General features: G+C 41.8%; 23 protein-coding genes. All 23 read right to left on the reverse strand.

Annotated features, from left to right (window positions below):
* Nucleotides 1-62 precede the first annotated feature (62 nt).
* The 23 genes from H8S00_RS01225 to H8S00_RS01335 all read right to left on the reverse strand — a co-directional run bounded on the left by H8S00_RS01225 (nt 63) and on the right by H8S00_RS01335 (nt 22396).
* Nucleotides 63-575, reverse strand: a complete 513-nt coding sequence (locus H8S00_RS01225) for a PrgI family protein (protein WP_106765267.1) — start codon at nt 573-575, stop codon at nt 63-65.
* A gap of 12 nt (nt 576-587) precedes the next feature.
* On the reverse strand, nt 588-998 hold the full coding sequence (locus H8S00_RS01230; protein ID WP_186839826.1) for a DUF4313 domain-containing protein: 411 nt from the start codon (nt 996-998) through the stop codon (nt 588-590).
* 12 nt (nt 999-1010) lie between these two features.
* Nucleotides 1011-1853, reverse strand: a complete 843-nt coding sequence (locus H8S00_RS01235; RefSeq protein ID WP_008120647.1) for a VirB6/TrbL-like conjugal transfer protein, CD1112 family — start codon at nt 1851-1853, stop codon at nt 1011-1013.
* A 54-nt stretch (nt 1854-1907) separates the two neighbouring features.
* The gene (locus H8S00_RS01240; protein WP_040894197.1) at nt 1908-2288 is read right to left on the reverse strand and encodes a hypothetical protein; all 381 of its coding nucleotides are present in this window, start codon (nt 2286-2288) and stop codon (nt 1908-1910) included.
* A gap of 266 nt (nt 2289-2554) precedes the next feature.
* Nucleotides 2555-3094, reverse strand: coding sequence for a helix-turn-helix domain-containing protein (locus tag H8S00_RS01245; RefSeq protein WP_227701393.1), 540 nt, complete (start codon nt 3092-3094; stop codon nt 2555-2557).
* 123 nt (nt 3095-3217) lie between these two features.
* A complete protein-coding gene (locus H8S00_RS01250; protein WP_077326140.1) occupies nt 3218-5413 on the reverse strand; it encodes a VirD4-like conjugal transfer protein, CD1115 family in 2196 nt (731 codons plus the stop codon).
* Nucleotides 5414-5419: 6 nt separating this feature from the next.
* The gene (locus H8S00_RS01255; RefSeq protein WP_004611534.1) at nt 5420-6538 is read right to left on the reverse strand and encodes a PcfB family protein; all 1119 of its coding nucleotides are present in this window, start codon (nt 6536-6538) and stop codon (nt 5420-5422) included.
* Complete coding sequence (locus H8S00_RS01260) at nt 6538-6942, reverse strand: hypothetical protein (RefSeq protein ID WP_077326142.1); 405 nt, start codon at nt 6940-6942, stop codon at nt 6538-6540. Before H8S00_RS01260 ends, H8S00_RS01255 begins: the two co-directional genes overlap by 1 nt.
* A gap of 9 nt (nt 6943-6951) precedes the next feature.
* Nucleotides 6952-8136 carry a hypothetical protein gene (locus H8S00_RS01265; RefSeq protein ID WP_077326144.1) on the reverse strand — a complete coding sequence of 395 codons (1185 nt, stop codon included), beginning with the start codon at nt 8134-8136 and terminating at the stop codon, nt 6952-6954.
* 30 nt (nt 8137-8166) lie between these two features.
* Complete coding sequence (locus H8S00_RS01270; protein ID WP_330394026.1) at nt 8167-9609, reverse strand: relaxase/mobilization nuclease domain-containing protein; 1443 nt, start codon at nt 9607-9609, stop codon at nt 8167-8169.
* Nucleotides 9596-9928: a plasmid mobilization protein gene (locus H8S00_RS01275; RefSeq protein ID WP_055262787.1), complete on the reverse strand. Its 333-nt coding sequence runs from the start codon at nt 9926-9928 to the stop codon at nt 9596-9598. The genes H8S00_RS01270 and H8S00_RS01275 overlap by 14 nt, the downstream gene beginning before the upstream one ends.
* A gap of 4 nt (nt 9929-9932) precedes the next feature.
* Nucleotides 9933-10340: a multidrug transporter gene (locus H8S00_RS01280; protein WP_242979828.1), complete on the reverse strand. Its 408-nt coding sequence runs from the start codon at nt 10338-10340 to the stop codon at nt 9933-9935.
* A gap of 507 nt (nt 10341-10847) precedes the next feature.
* Complete coding sequence (locus tag H8S00_RS01285; protein WP_077326150.1) at nt 10848-11825, reverse strand: DUF3991 and TOPRIM domain-containing protein; 978 nt, start codon at nt 11823-11825, stop codon at nt 10848-10850.
* A 4-nt stretch (nt 11826-11829) separates the two neighbouring features.
* On the reverse strand, nt 11830-12369 hold the full coding sequence (locus H8S00_RS01290) for a JAB domain-containing protein (RefSeq protein WP_004611525.1): 540 nt from the start codon (nt 12367-12369) through the stop codon (nt 11830-11832).
* Nucleotides 12370-12478: 109 nt separating this feature from the next.
* The gene (locus tag H8S00_RS01295; RefSeq protein ID WP_117813362.1) at nt 12479-13474 is read right to left on the reverse strand and encodes a DUF5688 family protein; all 996 of its coding nucleotides are present in this window, start codon (nt 13472-13474) and stop codon (nt 12479-12481) included.
* Between the two features lie 14 nt (nt 13475-13488).
* On the reverse strand, nt 13489-13836 hold the full coding sequence (locus H8S00_RS01300; protein WP_055306798.1) for a helix-turn-helix domain-containing protein: 348 nt from the start codon (nt 13834-13836) through the stop codon (nt 13489-13491).
* Nucleotides 13837-13905: 69 nt separating this feature from the next.
* Nucleotides 13906-19284, reverse strand: coding sequence for a SpaA isopeptide-forming pilin-related protein (locus H8S00_RS01305; RefSeq protein ID WP_186839827.1), 5379 nt, complete (start codon nt 19282-19284; stop codon nt 13906-13908).
* 91 nt (nt 19285-19375) lie between these two features.
* Complete coding sequence (locus tag H8S00_RS01310) at nt 19376-20164, reverse strand: ICP22 family protein (RefSeq protein ID WP_199412715.1); 789 nt, start codon at nt 20162-20164, stop codon at nt 19376-19378.
* Nucleotides 20165-20399: 235 nt separating this feature from the next.
* Entirely contained in the window at nt 20400-20573 is a 174-nt protein-coding gene (locus H8S00_RS01315; protein ID WP_015516967.1) for a hypothetical protein, read from the reverse strand.
* A gap of 5 nt (nt 20574-20578) precedes the next feature.
* A complete protein-coding gene (locus H8S00_RS01320) occupies nt 20579-20977 on the reverse strand; it encodes an ATP-binding protein (protein ID WP_243169525.1) in 399 nt (132 codons plus the stop codon).
* Nucleotides 20978-21036: 59 nt separating this feature from the next.
* Complete coding sequence (locus H8S00_RS01325; RefSeq protein ID WP_117582551.1) at nt 21037-21957, reverse strand: ParM/StbA family protein; 921 nt, start codon at nt 21955-21957, stop codon at nt 21037-21039.
* Between the two features lie 51 nt (nt 21958-22008).
* A complete protein-coding gene (locus H8S00_RS01330; RefSeq protein ID WP_077326156.1) occupies nt 22009-22263 on the reverse strand; it encodes a hypothetical protein in 255 nt (84 codons plus the stop codon).
* Nucleotides 22250-22396, reverse strand: coding sequence for a hypothetical protein (locus H8S00_RS01335; RefSeq protein WP_227135588.1), 147 nt, complete (start codon nt 22394-22396; stop codon nt 22250-22252). The genes H8S00_RS01330 and H8S00_RS01335 overlap by 14 nt, the downstream gene beginning before the upstream one ends.
* Nucleotides 22397-22699: the final 303 nt, after the last annotated feature.

Below are 22699 nucleotides of genomic sequence, written 5' to 3' on the forward strand. Positions count from 1 at the left end.
CCCGCCGGGAACTTCACCCTGCGGGCTGTGTTCCCGACCTTTCGGTCAGATACTATTCGTTTCTAATGCATTGCCTTATATGCTGCAATGCCTGCTACTGCCGCCACAATGACTGCAACAAGTCCAAACAGCATGTTTCTCGTCTTTTTCTTCATTGCTTCAAACTCCTCCTGCTTCTTTACAGCCGAATCAGCTGTTACAGTCTCCGGTTCAGCCTTTCTGCCTTTCTTCTTTACCTGTTCATTCTGCTCTACTTCTAACTGCTTTATTGCAGGCTCTCCTTCTGTTGATACATAGGTAAGTGCCTTGTTTCCAAACATAAAATGCAGTTTCTTTCCCATATACTCGTAGAAATTCATCCCGTTAAAGGAATAGAATCCGCCAAGTGCAATCGGTGCCACACAGGGAATTGCCACATAAGCAGAACCCGTAAGACCGATATACTTGTAAAGAAGAAGGACGATACCGCCACCGACTACTACGCTTGCAATAGAAAATATAAGCTGCCTTGCAGTAAGTCCCATCGCAACCGATTCCTGATAGCGGTCAATATCCTTGTTTACTTCGATTACCATTGTCCCTGCCTCCTATCTTGATAAATCCTTTGTCTCCGGCTTTCTTGTCATTCCAATATTCGCCTCATACTTATCCATTCCATCCGGACACAGTTCTCTAAGCTTATCTACATTGAACAGATAAAGCGGATATTCGCAGAAACCACTCCTTTGCGTGAATCCTGTAAACTCTCCAAGGTCGTTATCTGTAATAAACTTTTCAATATCCGGCATGTCATTCACATTCAGATATCCGCAGTAATTTGGTGCTGCAACCAGCAAATTCACAGTCACATCCCCAAAAGGCTCCTCATATCCATCTTCATTACACATAAGACCGATAAACATTGCCCTGTTATTCATATACTGCTGGATATCAAATGTCACCTGCGTTTCTCCGGTTATGCTTGAATTATAAGTAACCTGTTTCTTTTCATTATCCATTTCTGCCTCCTTCTATAATCCAAATGCCTTGCTTGTAAGTGTCTGTGCACCCTTCACACTTCCAACAGTCATTGCTATCGTAAATGTCATTTCACACAAATAAATAAGCGTCTGTGCCCAGTCAGCGTAACTTCCTGTAAATGCTGGAAGTCCTGCATTGATAAATGCATTACATACCACAATTGCAAGTGCCATCGTTACTGCCTCGAATACACACGAAAGAAAATATTTGCAGTAGGTAGCCATTGTATGACTGACCATTCTGTTTCCTGCCATTGTGGAGCATGCAATCGCACCAAGCGGCACAATAATCAGTATCTTTAAGAACCTGAAATACACTGTGTAGATGATAAAGAATCCACAGATAATAATGATGATTGCAAGCAAAGCTGTAAGTATCAGCATTACCAGACTTTCACCAAATCCGAGTCCTTTAATGATATCTGCCTGTGTACTGTCAATGGCAAGCTGCGTCGTTGTCCCGGCAGATATAAGTCCTACCAGATTTCCTATGGAAGTAAAAAATGCTTTCATAATCGTGACATTATTTGCAACAAACCATTCTGCAAGTCCCAGTCGGATAAGCATACGCAGGATTGATTCAAACCTCATCTCATCTTTTACATCTATGCTTTCCGAGCAGAAACCGATAACAAAGAACAGCACAACGAGGGAAGAGCCGACCGCTACAAAGACCGGCTCTATCCCCTCAATGACTGCCCAGGGACCTCCGCCCTTGAAACTGACCGGTGACTGTCCAAGCATTGCAAAGACCAGGGATATCTGATTGTTCCAAAACCCAAACACTGCCTCAAGAAGTGCAAGGATCTTGTCTCCAAGCTTAAAAATATCCATACTTGTTATTCACCTCTTTCCTTTTACTAAAAGGGGAAATGCATTTCCCCAATCTTAGAAGCCTAAGAATGTCAGTACTGTTGAAATACCAGCCATCATGACACCTGCTACAATTCCTTTCAGTGCAGAGTTCATGGTAGATGAATCCTGCTGCTGGTAGGCTTGTGCGAACTCCATAACATTCTTTGCAAGAATGATGACACCAACCGCACCAATGACTGCAATGATAAGTGTCTTTAAATTCTCAAGCGGCTGTGTTACTGCGGAAGTACCTGTACCTGCTGCAAAACAGGTAGTGCTCATAAGCATCACTCCCATAAGTGCTCCGGATAATGCCGGAACGAATCTCTTTTTTAAGTGAATGAATCTACTCTTCATGCCTTTCTCCTCCATCTGATTGTTGTTTGTTGTTGAAATAACCTGTTCTTTTCTCATGTTGTTTAATCTCCTTTTTTGAAGTGACAGAAGCGGAAAAAGCCAGAAAGGAATACACATATTCCAATCCGGCTAGCTTTCCGAACGGAATATATGCATTCCTTTCTGTCCTGTTGATAGTTACTCTATGATAATCAGGCAATGCCTGTTGTACTGGTTAATCGGGCTTTCCCCGATGCGTTTTTGCTGTGACCATCTCCTTTCAAGGTATGAAAAAAAGCACCTTAACCATATGGCTAAAGTGCTAATTTACTCTCAAATTTGCTTTATTCTAAAAGCATTCCATCAATTATTGCAAACTTTGTCTTAAATATAGATCTATTCTGGCAATATCGTAATATGACATCCTGTACATAAGGTCTTGTACAATAACTGTCTACCACAATCTGTTTATCTTCCTCTTTCTCTATCCTCTTAAATATGCCTTTTGCATTCCAATCCGTCTTTACAGCATCTACTAAATCATTACTCATCTCAAGATGTGATAAAATCGTGGAATTCAACTCGGTTTCTTTAATTTCAGATATTTGTCCATAGTCATTAAGTTGCTTCAATTCTCTCTTAATTGCCTCCGTGTAACTTGTCATATTATTATCTCCTATCAATAAGTATTCAGGTGTTACATCTAGTGCCTTTGCTAGTTGTAAAAGATTATACGCACTTGGCTCTTCATTGAGTCTACCTTGTTCATAACGTCGTATACTCTGAACAGATATATTTGTTATCTTACCCAGCTCTTCCTGTGTATAGTTTCGTATATTACGCAACTCTTTTAATCTATCTGCAAAAGTCTTTTCCGTATTCATCCTGTACCTCCAATATAAAATAATTTCTGTCTTTTGTAACTGCTCACATGTTAGTAGTCCAATAAGCTGAAGCATACTATGTGAGCAAATTATATCATATACTCTGTAATATATCTAAAAACATTACTGCTTCTTTCGATATGAACTCATCTTCTCCACAGTAACCTCCGGATAAAAGTAAGTAAGAATCGTTGCCTTCGGAACTCCTGCCGCAAGTGCCTTCTTCACTTCCTCTTTCTGCTCCGGTGTATATGACCAGTGCAGCATTCGGTTTGTGATTGTATCCTCCCACTTAGGCTTTTCCCTCTCAGGATTCCTTACAGGCTTAGTACCAGCACTTCCATTAGAAGAGTTAGCACATTCTGTAGTATCAGACTTCTGTGACTCATCGACATACTCAAGCTCATTTGCCTGCTCCCTGTCAATCTTTGCTTTCTGCTCTGCCTCATCCTGCATGGAGAATCTTCTGCTTAACTCCGCATCACCAAGCATCATAAACTGCTCATAGGTAAGAGAATCTATATACACATTCTCGCCCTTATCCCTCAGCTTTTCATAATACTTAACTGCCTTGTCTGAAAGAATCTCAAATGGCGGACCGATAAGATTATCTGCTCCTCTTATCTGATGAACATAAGGCTCTCCCTTGCCATCTGCTGTCTGGTTAAACATCGAATGATTGAACGGTATGAACTTATTGTCCATGATAGGATCAAAACCACGGATAAAGATAATACATTTCTTATTATCCAGCTTTCTGACTTCATCGGGTGTAAACAATTCTCTGCCTAATACATCATAGTTTCTTGAAGAGCTTCCCTGTCTGCCCTTTGTTTCTCCACTTGACTTCTTATCAATCGTACCTTTTCCAAGCAGCTCTGACACATACTTATGCGTACTCTGCTCGTTTCCACCGAGATAGATGAACGTATCGCAGTTGCCGGGAATTGTCTCCCAGGTATCTTTAAAAAGTGCTTTTAACTGGGCAAAGTTCTGAATAATGATAATACTTGAAATCTCACGGCTTCGCATTGTCGATAACAGTGAACAGAAGTCATCTGGCAATGCGACATTCGCAAATTCATCTAACATAAATGTCACATGGATTGGCAGCCTTCCACCACAATTAAAGTCTGCCTGATAGTACAATTCCTGAAATATCTGCGTGTATAACATACCGATAATAAAGTTATAGGATTTGTCACTATCCGGGATTACACAAAAGAGTGCTGTCTTTGTCTCCCCATCTCCGTTTACACCAATACCGATATCGGACAGATTAAGCTCATCTTTGGAGAGTAATCGTAAAACCTGCTTATTTTCAAGAAATGCAAGTCTTGAGTTGGCACTGATGATAATGGAACGGACGGTATCTCCTGCACCTCGCATACATTTGTTGTACTGCTTTACTGCCGGATGATTAGCTCCGAGTGGGGAACTCTCCTCTAAGAACTTCATTCGCACATCCAGTTTCGACGCCTTTCCCTGCTCTGTCACTTCTGCTTCTCCAAGAAGCTTCAGTACTGTCTCAAAGTTTCTCTTTGCCGGCTGTACTTCAAGCCACACATAATAAAAGATTGACTGTAAAAATAATCCTTCTGCTTTCTCCCAGAATGGATCACTTGGAGTGGAACCCTTTGGTGTGGTATTACTGATAAGATTGGTAATCAGCTTTACAACATCTGTTTCCTCTCTGATATAGGAAAACGGATTATAGCAGTCCGACTTATCCATCTCAAGCAGATTGATGACCTTCACATTGTATCCGTTATTCTTTAACATCTGCCCGCAACTTCTAAGAATCTCACCTTTTGGATCAGTACAGATAAAAGAACAGTTATGTGGCATCTGCATCAGATTCGGCTTTACTTCATAAAATGTTTTTCCTGCTCCGGAACCACCACAGATAAGTATATTTCCATTGAGCTTGAGTCTCCTAAAATCCAGCGACATCTTCACATTTTGGCTGAGTATCCGGTTGAAATTCTCATCCTTATCTGCAAGTATCTTGTTGACCTGCTTCGGATTTTCAAATCTTGCCGTACCAAATTCCTTACCGGGCATATAGTTTCTCTGACTGGTGTAATACATGACAATAGCCATCGCATAGATACCTAATGCAATGGCTACTGCTTTTACTGTATTGGAATTGTAATAGTTGGCAAAGGGAACAGCACATACTTCATTGAATCTGTCCATAAATTCATTAAAGGCAATCCCTTCTGCCCACGCACCATTTATCAGATAACCAAGATACCCGGCTAACACTGCACCCACAAGGATGAATATCAGTGACGGCTTTTTCTTTGTTGTCTGCATAGGCTGCTACCTCGCTTTCTTCGTGGTAACAGTTTTCTTCTGTGTGGTCTTTTTCTGCTGCTTCTGTACTTTCTCGTAACGCTCCCTGACAGATGACTCCACCTTGTCGTAGTGAGTATAAAGCTCGGTTCCTTTCTGGGTTGTCACCACACGATTCTGCTCATCGTAAAGCTTATAATCCTTGGTGGAATCAAGGAAAGTAAGCATTGTCTTTCCACCATGAATCTCCATGATGTTTTCCTTACGGAGCCATACATATCTTGCCTCTTCTCCCCATGTGCCGGGAACTCTGGTCTTAACAGCATGGTCATTCTCTTCGATAATCAGCTTCTTGCTGATAGTCACATCTGATAAGTTCGCATTCTTTGATGCTGCAACTGCCCTCATTCTCTCAGCAAGGTCCTGATAGCCTCTAACACGATTGATAAATGCATCCTTGTCCATCATGACTGTATGGGTGCCATCCTCATTTTTCTTTCCAAGCACACCGATTGTCTCTAGCTGTTTGATAACACTTTCAGCCTGCTCACCATTGATACTGAAATTCTCCTTGACCTGATCCACACTGATAGCTTTCTTTTCCATTGCAAACATTCCGACCTTTTCGATCAGTCCGTCAATAGCGGTATTAACCCTATCCCCTTCTATCGTGTGGCTTTTCTCGTTTCCCTGCTGTTTCTTCAAAAAATCCATCAGCTTGCCAAGGGATTTTTCATCTCCATTCTTCAGATAATCGTCAAATGTGGCAATCTTACCAAACTTGAGCTTCTGTATCATCATATTCACACGGGGAACTGCCTCTGTATGAAAGATTACCTCACTCAGTCCATCTTTCCTGTTACAGTCTGGAAGTACCGAATACAGGATTCCATACTTCTTTGCCATCTTTTCAACCTTTTTCATATCTTCGGTATTAAACTGTAACACCTGTAAATCGCCACCTTTTAAGATCAGCTTTCTCATGGATGTCTTGCCAAGTGACTTTTCATAATCAAGCATCCCTTTTAAGAAATCTATTGCCTTCTGCATGGCAGCAATGCCGCCGCTTCCTACCTTCATGGCAATCTCAATGCCATCATAAGCTACACGGATGATCTGCACCGCTTCCTGAATCTCTTCTGCCATTATCGCACCTCCACTTTCTCTCTAACTGTTGTTTTAAGCGTTTCTGTCTCTGTAGTACGGATTTCCTCGGCTGATACATCAATACCATAAGTAGTCAAAATATCTGCCAGATGATTGATTGCTTTCTCCTCCTCGATACGATACATTTCAAGTGCCACAAGCAGGTTTTCCACCTGTTCCACCCATGCAGGCTTCATATCATATTTAGACCTGTATGTGACCATAATCTCGTCCGACTCAGCCTTATCCGCTGAATGTGCCAAAGCTTCAATAAGAGAAATCGTGTCTTCCTTGCTGCCGCTTCTGAATGCGAACTGGACAACAAAGTTTTTCTCTTCCTCTGTAAATTGATGCTCCACACCATTCATCTCTGTTACTGCTTCATTTACTACTGCTAAATTCATAAGTTCCTCCTAATCTGCCATGCTGTTTTCAAGCACAGCAATCTCAATGATCTCCTTCATCTTTTCCGCTGAAATGTTGTTGTTTATAAGCTCTACAAGCTGTGACTCAGTAAGTCCCTTTTCTATTGCACTCTTAATCTGCACAAGCTGCGCCGGAACAAGGTCTCCCGATGCAACCAGCTTTACAATGTCTGCTCTTGACTTTTTCTTAAATGACAGTCTTGCAAAAAGACTTGCCACTCCGCTGTTGCTGCTCTTTCTCACACTTCGCTCAATCGGAAGTCTCTGCACCACATTTCCAGTACCATCAACTACCGGAATCTGATAATAGACCGGAATTCCATTTGCCACAGCCTGCATATTCTGAGGAACTGCAACTGTATCAACCATCTTTTTATCTGCCTGTGATACGGACTGGCTTTCCTGCGGCTCTGCCTTACTTTCTGCCTCTTTCTTATTCTCTGTGGCAACACTTATGATCTTATCTTCCAATGACTCTATTCTGTCTCCCATACGCTTCATCTCCTTATCCTTTTTCTCAATATCATCCCTAAGTCTTGCAATTGTACTGCTTGCCTTATTCAGTTCATTCTGCTGACTGTTGATAAGAGCGTCCTTATCCTGGTTCTCCTTGACCAGACGCTCCCTGACTTCCTCGTCATCTTTGGAAGTTTCTATTTCAGAAAGCTTCTTATTCAGGGCATCATACCTTTCATTCTGATGATTGATCTTTGCAACCACTTCATCCATCTGAGCTACAAGACTTTTCACATACTCTAAATCCTGTGGCATCTGCTCTTTGGCTTTATTAAGCTTTTCTAATACCACATCAAACATCCTGCGCATGTTTACTGCTGTATCATCTTTTTGGACTACCTCTCTGATTGCATCAATCGGCACACCTTTTTCATAGTAATCCAATGCTGTCTGCATCTTAGGTGCTGCCATCCTGCTATCTTTCAGCAGCGTTAACAACTCTTCTGATACACCCTTATGCAGACATTTTGATAACACCTTCATCTGCTCAATGTCATAACTTTTGTTAAGATACAGACCGATTTCATCATCAGTCAGTCCATATTCATAATCGCTTTTGACAAGAGCAATAACCTCACTGTCCATATGCTTATTACGAAGAATCTGTATCTTTCTCTCAATCGCCATTTCACTTAATGGCTCTCTTTTTTCTTCCATATATGCCTCCTAACCACTAAAAAAAACAGCCTAACGTACCGGCTGTTCTTTTCTGTCTCTTATTGTTTCTTTGTCATACTGCTTCTCTTCTGCCGAAGCTGATACCGTAAGTTCCTTCCATATTGATCTTCCAAGATTAAGTTCCTTTGATACCGCCCGTTCTGCCTTACAGTCCTGTGCATACTTGCTCTCATATTTTTTTCTAAGACTCTCGACCTCTTCCACACTGTATCCCTGTGCCAGAAGCTCAGTGTTAAGCCTTTCCCATGCATTGTGCTCATCTTCAAAAAAGGTATCCCCACTCTGATAACACGATTCCGCATCATCAAGCCCCCGGATCTGTTCAGCCTTGTCAAAAATATCTTTGAATCTCTCCTTAGCCTTATAGGTCTTACTCTTTTCCTTTGATGCTTCTTTTTTCTTATCCGTCAGATTATCAAGTACCGATACAAGTTCTTCCGCACTCTCAATCTTATGCCTTACCAGAAATAGATACTGCTCCTGCAGCTTATGCATCTTTCGGATATCATCCTTATACTTCCATACCTGACTATATGGCTTCTTTTTCAGCTTTCCAATCCGGTAAAGCTTTGCATAATATCTTTTCTGCAAGCCTGACATCTTCGCCCTGCGGTATCTTTTGACATAGCACTTTACTATCGCTGCCTGCCTTTCCTCATTCTGTGACTGGTAAAAGGATAAATCTTCCTTCGCAATACGCTCCACAATAGCTTCCTGTGAATAATTCTCGCCAAGAGTCTTACATCTTCTGAATCTTGTCATCCCCTGTGGTCTGACTGCCAGATACTTTCCCTGCTTGACCTCATATCCTTTTTCCGACAGCAGCTCCAGAAATCCACTAAAATCATTTGCCTGTAAAATGCAGGCATCAAAATCTCTTTTTATCATATCTGCCCACACAAAGCTGCCTTCACGATATTCGCTCCAATCCTTATAATTCTCGTGCTGTTTCTCTTTGCTGCCATCCTCCACATCTATAATGGAAAGACCATACTCCTGACACAGCTTATTGGTAATTGGCTGGATATACTTTGCCCAGTCACCTTTCTCGTAGCGATACTTTTTCCCATCCACAAAGCTTACACTGTTAAATACAATGTGTGAATGAACATGGTCTGTATTATCATGAACCACAAATACCGCTTCATAGGCATCACCAAGATATTCTGCTACAAACTTCTGTGTTATCTCAAAAGCCCTATCCGGTTCCACCTCATCCTCTTTGAAAGAAAGAATGATGTGATACCCCTGTCGCTTGTCTGTTTTTCCAAACTGCTTCTTTGTATCCATCATCTGTTCAAAAGCCATATCTGCCTGGCAGTTTATAGCTCCCACAAGTCTTCCTCCCTGCGTTTTCTCAGGATTCATCACATAATCCAGTGCCCGTTTCAAATGCCTTGCATGAAAAGAATTCCCGCTGTCCTTCATATGAAGTATCTTACTGATTGCCAATCTTTACCACCGCCTCGCTGACAGACTGATTCAGCTTTTTCATATATGCCACAAGCTGTTCCTTATCTTTCTTGGAATACAGCTGTGCATTGCTGTTAAATACAATCTGATTGATGTTAATGCCGATTCGGTTTATCTCATTGATAAGCTCTTTAAGAAGTTTCCTTACTTCCGGATAGTCATTTGGTTTCTGACTGATTAGAAGCCTGATATATTCGGCTTCATTCATTCCATTTGCCTTTGCCTTATCAGAAAGTACCTTCGCTTCCTGTGGCATAAGTCTTAGTGTTTTCCTTATACAATGAACTTTATCAGCCATAGAATCACCTTCCTCTCTTACCCGTACTGTATTCTCTTACTCCTTCTGCTACTGTTACAGCAGCTTTTTCCAGTTCTTTATTACCCAGCTGGGCAATAACCCTGTCTGCAAGCTCTGTAGCAACTTCTATAAGTTCCTTACCATAACTGGTTTTATCAAACAATCTGTCCAGTCTCTTTTCATCTGCTTTCAGACTTTCATACTTGCTCTGATACTCGTTATAGTCGTTAAAATCCTTTGGATCACTCCTGTGTGCTTCCGCATCAAGTATCAGTTCATAGTTCCATTCACAGACAATATCTATAACATCATCAATCAAATATGGTTCTATCTCGCCATTCTCTTCAGCAATATCCTGCCTGTACATCTTCCCATCTGAATCTATGCCAATGGCATAATCATGTCCTTCCATATAGTTAAGCAGAATTGCAGCATCTTCTATCGAAGGGTTTAGTAAGATATCAAATGTGTCTGCCCAAGCAATAAGTTCCTCTGGTTCTGCGATTATTGTAAGTTCTTTATCCATTGCTTTCCTGCACCTCCCTTATCCGTGTTTTGTATATCTCTTCCACCCACACGCCTGTCTGAATCTCTTAGGTTTACGGCTAGATACGCATTAGAGACATCTCTGTCCTAATGCCATCTAGTTAGGGAGAAAATCTCCCTAAAACCCTCTGTTTATGGAAGTGGGGGCGCTTTTTGCCCCCACTTTGCTACTTTGGGGGCGCTTTCTGCCCCCACTTTGTTATTTTGGGGGCGCTTTCTGCCCCCACTTTTATACTGAATTCAATCCGGTTTTTATCGTGTCCGAATTGCGGGGGCGCTTTTTGCCCCCACTTTGACATTTTGGGGGCACTTTCTGCCCCCACTTTGCTGTTTTGGGGGCGCTTTCTGCCCCCACACATCAAAATCCGGTTTCTCATGCCCTGACTGGTTCATCTGCTCGCTTATTCATCCTGTTCAGATTAAGCTTTGCCGCCACAAGCCACTCGTTGTAATCCTTATATCCGGCTGGAGGCGGACAGTCTTCTACCTCATATCCAAGCTCATAATACTTTCTCATAAGTTCAGCTGCTGCTTTTCTCCCCGGCTCATCTCTATCAAGGCAGAACCGGATGGAAGTAATCTGCGGATGTTCCCGAAGAAAAGTCTCAAGTGGTGCATCTGCAAGCATCCCAAGTGCCAGCTTATTTGATTCATAATCCGTGAAGATATCCACATAACTCATAAGGTCGATTGCAGCCTCAAATACTACAAGCTCTGTACTGTTAACATTTACTACATTAAATCCATAGTTTTTATCATTGCCTGTGACATCACACTTGAATGGCTTGCCCTGCTTATCAAACACGCCTCTCATACTTGCAAATCTTGTCACTCCATTTTTATCATTTCCCTTGAAAACAACATTGTGGTAATGCCTGCTCTCATAAATCAATCCATCTTTTAAAAACAGATCTATGACTGCTCTGCTGATTCCTCTCTCCTGATTCAGATATGAAATAAGATAGGAATTATCTCCTGCCGGTTCCGGTAGGACAAACGGCTTTCTCTCCTCTGCCTGCTTCTGCGATACCTGATGAACAAGTGGCTGCTTTACAGGATTCTCGATTCTTCTGTATCCTGCAAAGTCCAGAAGCCAGAACACAGCCTCTTTTACACTCATTCTACAAAATACCCGTAAGAAATCTATCTGTGAGCCGCCATTGTTGCCTTTGTCAAACTGCCTTGACCATCTGTACCAATGGCTTCTGTTATAGATACGGATGGAATCCATCTCCTTTAAAGTGTGGTATTTGCCAATCCTCTTTACCGTATACCCAAGGCTTTCTGCAACTGCACACAGGTCAACACTCTTTGCTATGGCAAGCTCTTCATCCGTAAATCTTCCATCCATGCTTTCACCTTGCCTTTCCCTGCTCTGCTACAAGCGGTGACTTGATATCAAGTGTCCGGTAATCTGTGCTCAGGGTAATCTTAGGATTATCAATCATGCCTTTTTCCCTGAAACTGAAAAATTCACGATTGTCTCCACCGACTATGATATGGTCAATGAGCGGTATTCCCATCAGTTCACACAGCTTGTTCATGCGGTCTGTCATCATCGTGTCTGCCTTGCTTGGGAATACATTTCCGGATGGATGACAATGGATTAACATCATGCTTGCAGCATTGCTTAAGATACTTGATTTAAACAGCTCTCTCGGATGTGCCATTGCCTCATTTAAAGAACCAACACTTGCAAAATGCACATTGATAGGTTTTAAATCTGACCTTAGATTGACCACACACACTACTTCCCTGTCAAACTGGCACATACAGTCTCCCATGACAGCAGCTATATCCGCCGGATTGTTAAAGGTGTGCTCCGAATAAATCGGAGCATCCTTTACAAGTCTTACCGAAACCACATCAAGCTTGAAGTCATTCTTCTTTGGCATCAGACACCGCCTCCTCTCCAAACTCGACACGGATAACAAAGTCACCTTTCTGGCTGTTTATGAGAGCAATGAGTTCTTCCATTGTAAGTTCCTGCTCCATAACTGCCTCCTATCTGGACTTTTCCTTCGCATCATATACAAGGGGAGGTTCTGCAACGATACCATCAAGTCTCTTGTTAGGTGTATCAGTTGCAAGTGTGAGTTTTCTTAAATCCTTATCATAGTGATATACCTGATTGGAAAGTCTCTCGTCCAAAGACACCTCCTGCATATTTACCTCGACTACCATCTGTGCAAGCATCTCAGGGCTTCCCATATCTGAAGATACTGCAATAACCTCATGCACGCTCGAAGGGAGAATATAAAGGTCACTCTCTAAACTCTCTGCCAGCTCATGAAGCTCATTCTCATAAAGCATGGATGCTGCGCCATTGATACCCTTTTCATTGGAAATCACCCACATTGTCTGTTCCGGTGGAATCTCGGCTATCATCATATCTGCAATCTCCTGTGGCATCCCATCCCTTGCGAACATTTCTTTCATAATGTCATTCATGCTTCGTACTACAGGTGGAAAGAGCCTTCTTGTGTTTTCAGCAGCACACTTAAAGAGCTGTTCCTCGCTCATCCCAAGTCTTTTTGCAAATTCATTTGTAATTTTTGAACTCTGCACCGCATCCTTATCGGCACTGATAATTACCTTGTACACAATAGAAAGATCCTGGAACTCCCTGTGAGGTACCTGTTCCAAAAAGGTCTTATTCTGCTCTGTATTGATGAGCTGGAATACAATCTTCTCGTTAGCATCTCTCATAATGCTGTCCACATCAACAACCGGAGCCTGCTCATATGCCCTTTCCATAAAGTCACATGCAGCCATAAGTGTTTCCTCAAGATCACCACAGTCCTGATACTTCTTATACATGTCATTGATATAAATCGTAGGCGAAATGTTCCTGCCTTCTTCTCTTAAGATGATGCCATCAAGAGTCACATTCACCTTTTCCACTGGCTCTGCCACAAGCTCCATTCCTTTGAACTTCTCAGGCATATAATCCATAAACTTTTCTTTTACTACTTCCTTAAAAATCTCATAATTCATCATATTACGGTTCCTCCTTAATCTAAATTGTCATACAAAATCCCTTCATCCTCGGGATTTTTGTGTTCTCTGTAACTGTTGTCTTCTTCGATTCCCATATCAAAAGTGGTATGAGATTTTCTTTTCTTTCTGTAATAATTCTTGAGAAACATGCACTTTCTACAGTCCTCACAGAATAATTCTTCCGGCGGAATGCCAAGTGCCTTTGCAATCCTGTTCAACGTTCCCGTCCTTGGAACTCTTGAACCATTTTCGTATTGGGCAATTCTTACATCACCTCTATTTTCAAAACCACTTTTCTCGCCCAGTTCCCTGAGTGTCATTTTTTGTCGTTTTCTGTAATATCTGATTCTTTCTCCTACCACTGTTTGTCCTCCAAATCAAAAAAGCGGAGAACATAAGTCACTGGCTTACATTCCCCGCAAGGTTAATTGTTACTGTTTATTCTTTTTCTTTCTTCCACGAAGTCCGACTCCAACACCTGTAATAAGTGCAAGTGCACCAATTCCAAGATAAAGAAGCGGATTTGCATTGTCGCCTGTCTGTGGAAGCTTAGGCTCTGTCGGTACATTGACAAGCTTAAGAGTTGTTACAACAACATCCGGTGCATTGTCATCATATCGAAGAGTTACATCATGAGCTGTTTCATCAAGGATATATCCGTCAGCTGCTTTAGTCTCAACAACTGTATAATGGATATCTTCTTTGAATGATCCATCCTCGTTGTAAGTACAGATAGGAAGCTCCTTGCTCTCTGCATGACCATTCTTGTCAGTAGTGAGTGTATCAAGCACCTTTCCGTCCTTATCCCTTACTTCAAATACAACACCCTCAATCGGCTTTCCGGTTACTTTGTCAGTTTTCTCAATGACAATCTTACCTACTGCCTGCTCATCCTTCATGGATACCTTCTGAATCTCGGCAGTCTCCTTTACCTCAAAGGTCACATCCTTCGCCACCTTGTATCCATAAGGAGCTGATTCTTCACGAAGTGTGTACTTTCCAACAGGAAGTCTTTCGATCATATAAGTCTTTCCAGCCTCAGATGTCCAGCTTTCTACAAGCTTTCCATCAGCATCAATTACTGAAAGCTTTGCTCCAGGCAACTCTTTCTCTCCTGTGATATCAGTCTTTGAAATTTCTACCTTAATAGGTGCATTTTCAAATGCTGCCTCAAACTCGATAACCTTTACCTTATCTCCCTGATATGAAGCATCCACATCAAAAATCTTATCAGACTTCACATAGCCCTTTGGGGCCTCAATCTCTTTGACATAATACTGTCCAAGCGGAAGGTCAGAGGTAAATGCAGCCTTTCCATCCTTGCCTGTTACTGTTCTCTCAATCTGTGTATCAGCTTTTACGATTACCTTGCCATCTTTGTTCACGATATCTTCTTTCGCAAATAAACCGAATACTGCTCCTTCAAGTGCTTCCTTAGTCTCTAAATCCGTCTTGGTTACAGTAATCTGCACTTTCTGACGCTCATTTGTCACATCCATTCCTGCAAATACAACCTTTGTATTCTGGTCGATATAGGAAAGGTCTGCCTCAATCGGTGTATCATCTAATACAAATCCATCAATGGTTTTTGTCTCAACAAGATAATACTTGCCAAGTGGAAGGTCATCAATTCTTGCGATACCCTTATCATTTGTCACGATGGTTGCCACCTTGTCTCCTGCCCTGTGATATACAGTGTCAAGTCCGTCAGCACTTACGATATCCTCTTTTGCATATACATCAAAAGTTACTCCTGCAAGGCTGTCCTTGAAGAAATTGAAGATAAAATCATACCAGTAACCCTTCATAAGAGTAGTGTCTGTTACAAATTCGCCGTCCTTATTGATAACGATGGAACCTGTAGGAACTTCATCCTTCATCTCTACATGCTGCACTTTGCCAGTGTCCTCTACTGTAAACTTAATATCTGTTGCTTTAAGATATCCGTAAGGAGCAAATTCCTCACGAAGTGTATAAGTCTCGCCTACGACAAGTCTCTTGATCACATGTGCTTCCTTAGCATCAGATGTCCATGTGTCTACCACATTTCCATCCTTATCAAGTACAGTAAGTGTTGCACCTGTAAGCTCTGCACCGCTTGTGATATCTGTCTTTGTAAACTCAAAGGTTGTAGGTGTGTTTTTATACTCGCTGTTATATACAGCAGTCTTAACATCCTGTCCCTGATATTTTGTATCAAAGTTTACTGCTTCCTCATTTGTCACATATCCGGCAGGCTTTACAAGCTCTCTTGCAACATATTTTGCAAATGGATAATCCTTAACAAAAGCAATCTTTCCATTCTCATCAGATGTTGTCTTCTCAAGAAGTGTGCCTTTCTCGATAATTACCTTGCCATCTACATTCTTGATATCCTCGTCTGCATAAAGACCAAATACTGCACCTACAATCGGTGTATTATCTTCTGAATCAAGCTTAGTCACTGACATATCAAGCTTCTGTCTGTCATCTGAGAAAGTAAGGCTTTCCTTGATAACAGGTGTCTTATCATCCACATATGTGAATGTCACTTTCTGCTCATTCGGATTTAATACATATCCGTATGGAGCTTCCACTTCCACAACCCTGTACTGTCCAAGAGGAAGATTCTTAGCTGTTGCCTTTCCATCCTTGCCAGTTGTAAGAGTTGTCACAAGGTCTCCCTTGCTGTAATACTTAATGCGGTTTCCGTCTGCATCCTTCTGGTTGTCTGCTGTGTAAATATCCTCGGCAGCATAAACTTTGAATTTTGCTCCGGCAAGTGAGCCTTCCTTATAAACAAACTCTTTCTCATATGAGCTTGCCAGGAGTCCACCCTTAAATCCGTCAAGTACCTCTCCCTTCTTTTCTACAGTCAGCTCTCCGACTGCAGGGGCATCGGAATATTCCACAGTAATGATTGCATCATTTGTATCACCATCTGTCTCAAATGCTGTGTCAGTATCAACAGAGATGTTGACATACTTATCATTTACAACATATCCAAATGGTGCAGACACTTCCTCAATGCGGTAGTTACCGATTTTCAGTGCCTCCGGTAAGATTAAATCTCCGTCCTCATCAGTAAAGAATGAAGTATGCTCTACCTTTGACGGATAAGTTGTGTACTGCTTTACATATTCGTTCTTATCAAGGTTGAAAATCTTAAACTCTGCATTTGGTACAAGTACTGTCTGCTTTGTATCAGAATCCTTCTTGATTACACGAAGCTTTGCTGTAAACTCTCTGTCCAAGAAAACTCTCCATGTCTGAGGCTCTGTTGGATGATTCTCCTTTATCTTTACCTCAAATGGCTTGATTGTTTTCATATTATGCGGAGTCTTTGACTCAACTACCACATAGGTTCCATAAGGAATTGCAATAGAAACTGCATGTCCCTTGTCATCGGATGTGATTGTTGTTGCTCCGTTTTCCCCGATTACTACCGGAGCTGCCTTGTCAAAGTCATAACTTCCATCTGCCTTTACAGGTAAAGATGATTTCAAATAAGCTGTGAACTCTGCACCTGCCAATAAGCCTGCTTCAGTATCATCGCCATTGTCAGATACCTTGATAAGCTGGAATGGCTGCTTGATGACCTGCTCTGCTGAGGTTGTGCTTCTTGATACCTCTGCTACAAGGTCTCCCTCATAGTCGCATACTACATCGTGCTCCTCTTCGTCTAAGAGATACCCCTCTGATGGAGTGATTTCTTTCACATAATAGTTTCCAAGGTAAAGGTTATTGACCTCTGCTTCGCCATTCTTATCTGTTGTAAGTGTTGCTACAAGGTCTCCTGCTTTGAATACGACTCCTGTTGCTCCGTCCGGATGCACGATATCGTTTCTCGCATAAAGACCATAAACTGCACCTTCAAGGCTTGCATCTCCCTGGGCTGCTGCCTTGCCTGATTCCTTGTCTACCTTGTAGATATGAATCTTTGCTGTGGTTCTGTCATTTACAAATGTGTGACTGAATGATGCCTTTGCCTGTGTTTCAGGTAATACATTGAAATTGAAGCTGTAAACATCTTTACTGTTTCTGATATACGCATATGGTGCCTGTGTCTCTGAGACATAATATCCGTTAGAGATTGGCAGATCCACGCTATAGCTTGCCTTTCCGTCCTCACCTGTAGATACTGTCTCAAGAGCTGTACCCTTTGTCACAATAACCTGTCCGGCATAGTTTTTGATGTCATTTCCGGCATAAAGTGTGTACTTGCCACCATCAAGAGGATTCTCTGTGTCAGAGTCCTTCTTTACGACAGATACATCCGCTTTCTGTCTTGTATTCTCAATCGTAGTTGATTCATACTGTACTGTCACAGTCTGATCCTTATACTCAACTGCTACTGTCTGAGGTGTGGTATTGATTGTATACCCGTCAATGCTCTTAATCTCAGTTACCACATAAGTTCCAAGATGAAGGTCAGATAATACCACCTGTCCGTCAGTTCCTGTTGTAAGGCTTTCTGCCACAACATCGCCAGCACTATACACCTTTGTACCATCTGCCTTATAGATATCTGCTCCAGCAGTTACCTTAAAAGTTGCTCCAGAAAGCTTCTTTTTCTCATAAGTGAAATTGCTTCCATTCCATGAGCTAAGCACCTCACCCTCTTTATAGATTGTGATTGCTCCAAGCTGCTCTTTATCTGTTGCAGAGATTCCCGTTGTCTGTCCTGCTTTTACAGTAAGTGTATGAACTTTACCGGAAAGGACATATCCCTTTGGTGCGGTAATCTCTTTTACATAATAAGTGCCTGCAACAAGTGCAGCTGACTTTGCATATCCGTTTCCATCTGTTGTCATGGTCTGTACTCTGTTTGTGCATCCGCTGTCAGAATAGATTCCATAGACTGCACCGGAAAGCTTCACTCCGCTTGACTCGTCTGTCTTTGTAAGCTCACCATATCCGATGTTCTCTGTCTTGACCTTGATATAGGCTTTGATAGGATCTGCTGTCGGTCTTTCAGAAATAAACTCCTGATATCCGCTCTTTCCTGTAAGCCAGAATACACAGCTTGATGTTGTCTCAACCTTGCCAGCATTGGATGTGAATGTTCCTGTTGTAGCTGTAGTATTCACGCTCGTTGAAGAGATTGTAATACTGTTGCCATTCTTATCAACAGAATATCCGCTGATGCCAAAATCAAAATCCGATAAAACACCATTGCTGTCAGATAGTGTTGTTTCAAATCTCTGACTTCCCTCATTCCACTTTAATTCATAAGTTGGTGCCTCACTAATTCTGCGTGATGCAAAACTTGGAAGTGTTGCATTGTAGGAGCTGCTGATATTGTCCCTGAGTCTCTCATAATAGCTGTATGAAGAATCAGGACTTGGTGCTGTGTTACAGAGCTTTCTTGCTGCCGAATCACCACTTCCGGTTCCAAAGATATCTGCTACAATAACCCATACCATTGCCTGAGTTGCGATATACTCATCGCACTGACTGTTGCTTGGTGCCGCCTTTTGTGTACTGTTAAACCCATAATAAAGGCAGTAACTTAAAAGTTTTCTCTGCTGTGCTGACATTGATGTGCTCGCATCATCGTAGCTGTTCATAAGCTGACCGCCATCTGCTCTTAATCCGAAATTCATACAATATGCAGAATTTCCGTCAAGAATTGAATACAGAATCTTGCCATGATTATATCCGGGCTTCAGCTCACTTACTTCTCCGGAATTTTTGACTGACGCATTCCAGAACGCAATATTTGCCTGCGGACTGGCTGCAAATGCTGTTGTTCCATTCGTAAAGAGTGTTCCAACCAGTGTGAGCATAGCCATAAATCCTGCCATAAAACGCTTTAGTTTCTGTTTCATATGCTCTTTCCTCCTTAATTTACGCATAAAAAAAGAAAGACATAAGTTTATGGCTTACATCTTTCTTCCTTCTGCTTCTATTCGTTTTTATTTATCTGTGACATCGAAACTCGTAATAGTCTGTGCCGCCTGTCGTGTAAACTCCATCATAACTGATGTAGAATACCGGATCTGTTTCCAAAAGTAACATACTTGCAATATATTCTGCAATTGCATCCTCAGATGATAACCGCTGTCCATCAATGGTACTTGCTTTGTTGAGGTCTGTCTCTACAAACACACTATAATAAGAGCCTTCCATACCATCGTAAGGATAATACTCATTGTACTCTTCCTGCGTGATACTACCGTCATTCAAATGATTCTGTAAATTCTGCTGTGTGGTAATCATCCCTCCTGCCTGACACTTTGCTGTTGCAAGTGACACAACATTCTGTGGACTGTATGCCACGGATGCAGGCTGTGGATTGCTCACATTGTCTTTCGGTCTGTCTGTAGTCTGACCACCATTACCTGCATTACTCTGATTTCCTCCAGCTTCCTTATTACCACTTGCAGGAGCTTTCTGTTCCGGCTCGTCATTCTGCTCCGGCTTTTCTTCCTGCTTTGAAGCAGTTTCATTATCAGCTGACCGGTTATCTTCCTTATCAGTCTTCTCTTCTGAATCTTTAGCCTCGGCAATATCTTTCTCTGTCTCTTCAATTTCAACTTCGGTTGCGACCTCTGTGACAGCTTCCGTTGCCATTTCTGCTTCTTCAGTTGGCTTTACACTTTCCGTCTGTTTCTCTGTCTTATTATCAGCCTTTTCCTTACCACCATTACAGGCAGCCATTGAAAAGACCAGTACTGCGGATAATAAGATAATCCTTATCTTCTTCATAGTAATCACCCATCCCTTCTCCGCAAGAGGGACGGGCTTTGTGTTCCGTGCCATCCACCCTTGCGGTGAACTATTTATCTGTAATGCACGGGACACATAGGACTGTCCCGTATTCTGTGCATCTTAAACTCCTTTCATTATACCAGCTCTCTTATTTTAAAGAAATACTGCATAAGTCTTCTGTTTTTCTTATAATTTAAGAATAAACCCTTTACCTGCATACGCTCACCTCCTCTCAGAATGTGCCCATTCTTACGAATGAAAGAAATATCCTTGCCACCATAGCGAATAGAAGAAGAATTATTCTGGCAAGTCCTAAGACCAGCTTCAACGCTCCAAGAATTATCCTTAATATCCACTTGAGTATCTCTAAAATTACTGTTCCTACGGCTCCCATAACTCTTCTCATAATAATCAGTCTCCTTTCGACATCCATCCCATTGCAAGTCCTGCAACATCTGCATCGTCCATAACATCTTCTGTAGGTTCTTGTGCTTCACTATTGGCTACCTGCATTATTACCGGCTGACCAACATTCATTCCGGATATCACTCCGCCTAACAGCCTTATGACCTCTTTCCTAGCCTCATTGGTTGCTGCTTCAATGACTTCTTCCTTAATGTCATCAATATCTTCTGACCGGATATATTCAGCCCTCTCTTTTTCCTTCTTCTTGATAACAAAAGTTTCTTTTCCATAATTATCAATGTAGAACTGAATCGCATCTATAATGAACTGGTTCTTAGATTTGAAAATCTTCGGATCAAGGTTCTGAATCACATCATTGATTTTCACATGCTGAGGATTGCTCATGTTGAGGCGGACAGAAGTTTTTACTTCATATTCAAGTCTTCTTCCCATCATCTGCCTCCTTATGATAATCGCTTAGTGCTTTTAAGTCCCATTGTGGCAAGCTGCTCATATCCTCTTGCATTTGCCTTTACATCAAGGTTATAGGAAATGTTCTTAGCATCATGACTACCAAAATTCTTCATCACAACTGCCCCGCCACCGACAAATACAATCGGTGTAGTCTTTAAGTTATACCCAAACTCACGGATTGAGTTATATACCTTATCAACAAAATCCTCTATCTCTGCCTTGATAATGGCAAAGTATTCATCATCAATATCTGACCTGCCATATCGCATGATGTTCTGTATCTCTGACTCGTCTACCTCTCCGTTAAGTTGTCTTACACACTGCTCATTGATAGAACGCATACAGGTAATAAGACCTTTTGGTATCGTCACACACTCTGATTCATCCGGTGACTTGTTGATTACCGGCATAATGTCGATTGTCCAGCTACCGATATCTACTATCAGCGTTTTCTTTGCCATTGTAGGAATCTTGTCCACTACTGCTGCATAACACTGAGGGAATACTGCCACATCATCAATTTCAATATAATACGGCTCATTCTCATATTTGAAGCTTACACGCTTATTCTTTGTCAGGTACTTGATAAAATCATTCTTCTCTGCTCCAAACCTTGTAAGTGGTAGTCCTACGGCAAGGAATACCTTTGCCTCTGCAAGACCTCTTCTTTTAAGTTCCTTAGCTACTGCCGCAAGTGTGAGAAGATAAAAGCTGCCATCTTCGACCTTCGTGTCCTTTACCTCCTGTCTCACAGTTCCAACCTTATAGAACTTTCCTTCATACTCGAGTACATCACCGAAAAGTGCTGGAGTTGTTGTAATCTCCTTAACACCTGTGACAAATACCTGAGAGATTGTTTTCATCATTGACCATCCATGATCAATGCCGATTACTTCTAACTTGTTATTCATGTGTTTTGCACATCCTTTCTTCTTAAACAGCCACTTGAACATCTTAACCACCTACTTTCCTATCAGCTTTCGCATACAAGGAAAACAATAACCATTCCCTCGATAATATGGACATCCGACACATTCCGTCGGAAGTTTCTGTTCCTTTTTCTTAGATGGTTTACAACATGTTCCATTGGCACATCTGTTGTTATGTCCCCAGAAGAATCTACAATGCATACAATCTTTTAATTCTCTTTCAAGCTTTTCTTCTGGAGATACAAACCTGCGTTTCTTATGCTTATCTCTTTTTTCAACTGTTCCCACCAGAGCTCTCCTCCCTTCCAAGGAGTGATTGCTCTCTTATCTGTTCCATTGTCCTGTCCGACTCTCCTGCCGTCCTAGCTAACGAATACAATACGATAAGAACAATAATTATTAATGCTATGCTAAATCCCATCACCACTTTATCCTCCTTCAAATTAGTTGCCATATAGACAGAATTTGAATTTGGAAGTGATATAGTCTACATGGCTATGCTTAACGCTAAGCATGTAGGTACACGCCAGTCTTCTAGACTCCTATATCGCCCCGTGTACAAAGAGGTGTTCTCACCTCCGGGAGTTACAGACGAGCCACAAAATGTGTTTCACGACGCCCTTCTGAATTATTAGAAGCACTATCTCCTCTTTTAGCCTTTTGAGGATAAGGACGAACTTCTCGACCTCTGTGGTTGATTATCCTTACGCAACATGTCGAATCC

It is taken from the genome of Eubacterium segne (assembly GCF_014287775.1).
Lineage (GTDB): Bacteria > Bacillota > Clostridia > Lachnospirales > Lachnospiraceae > Eubacterium_G > Eubacterium_G segne.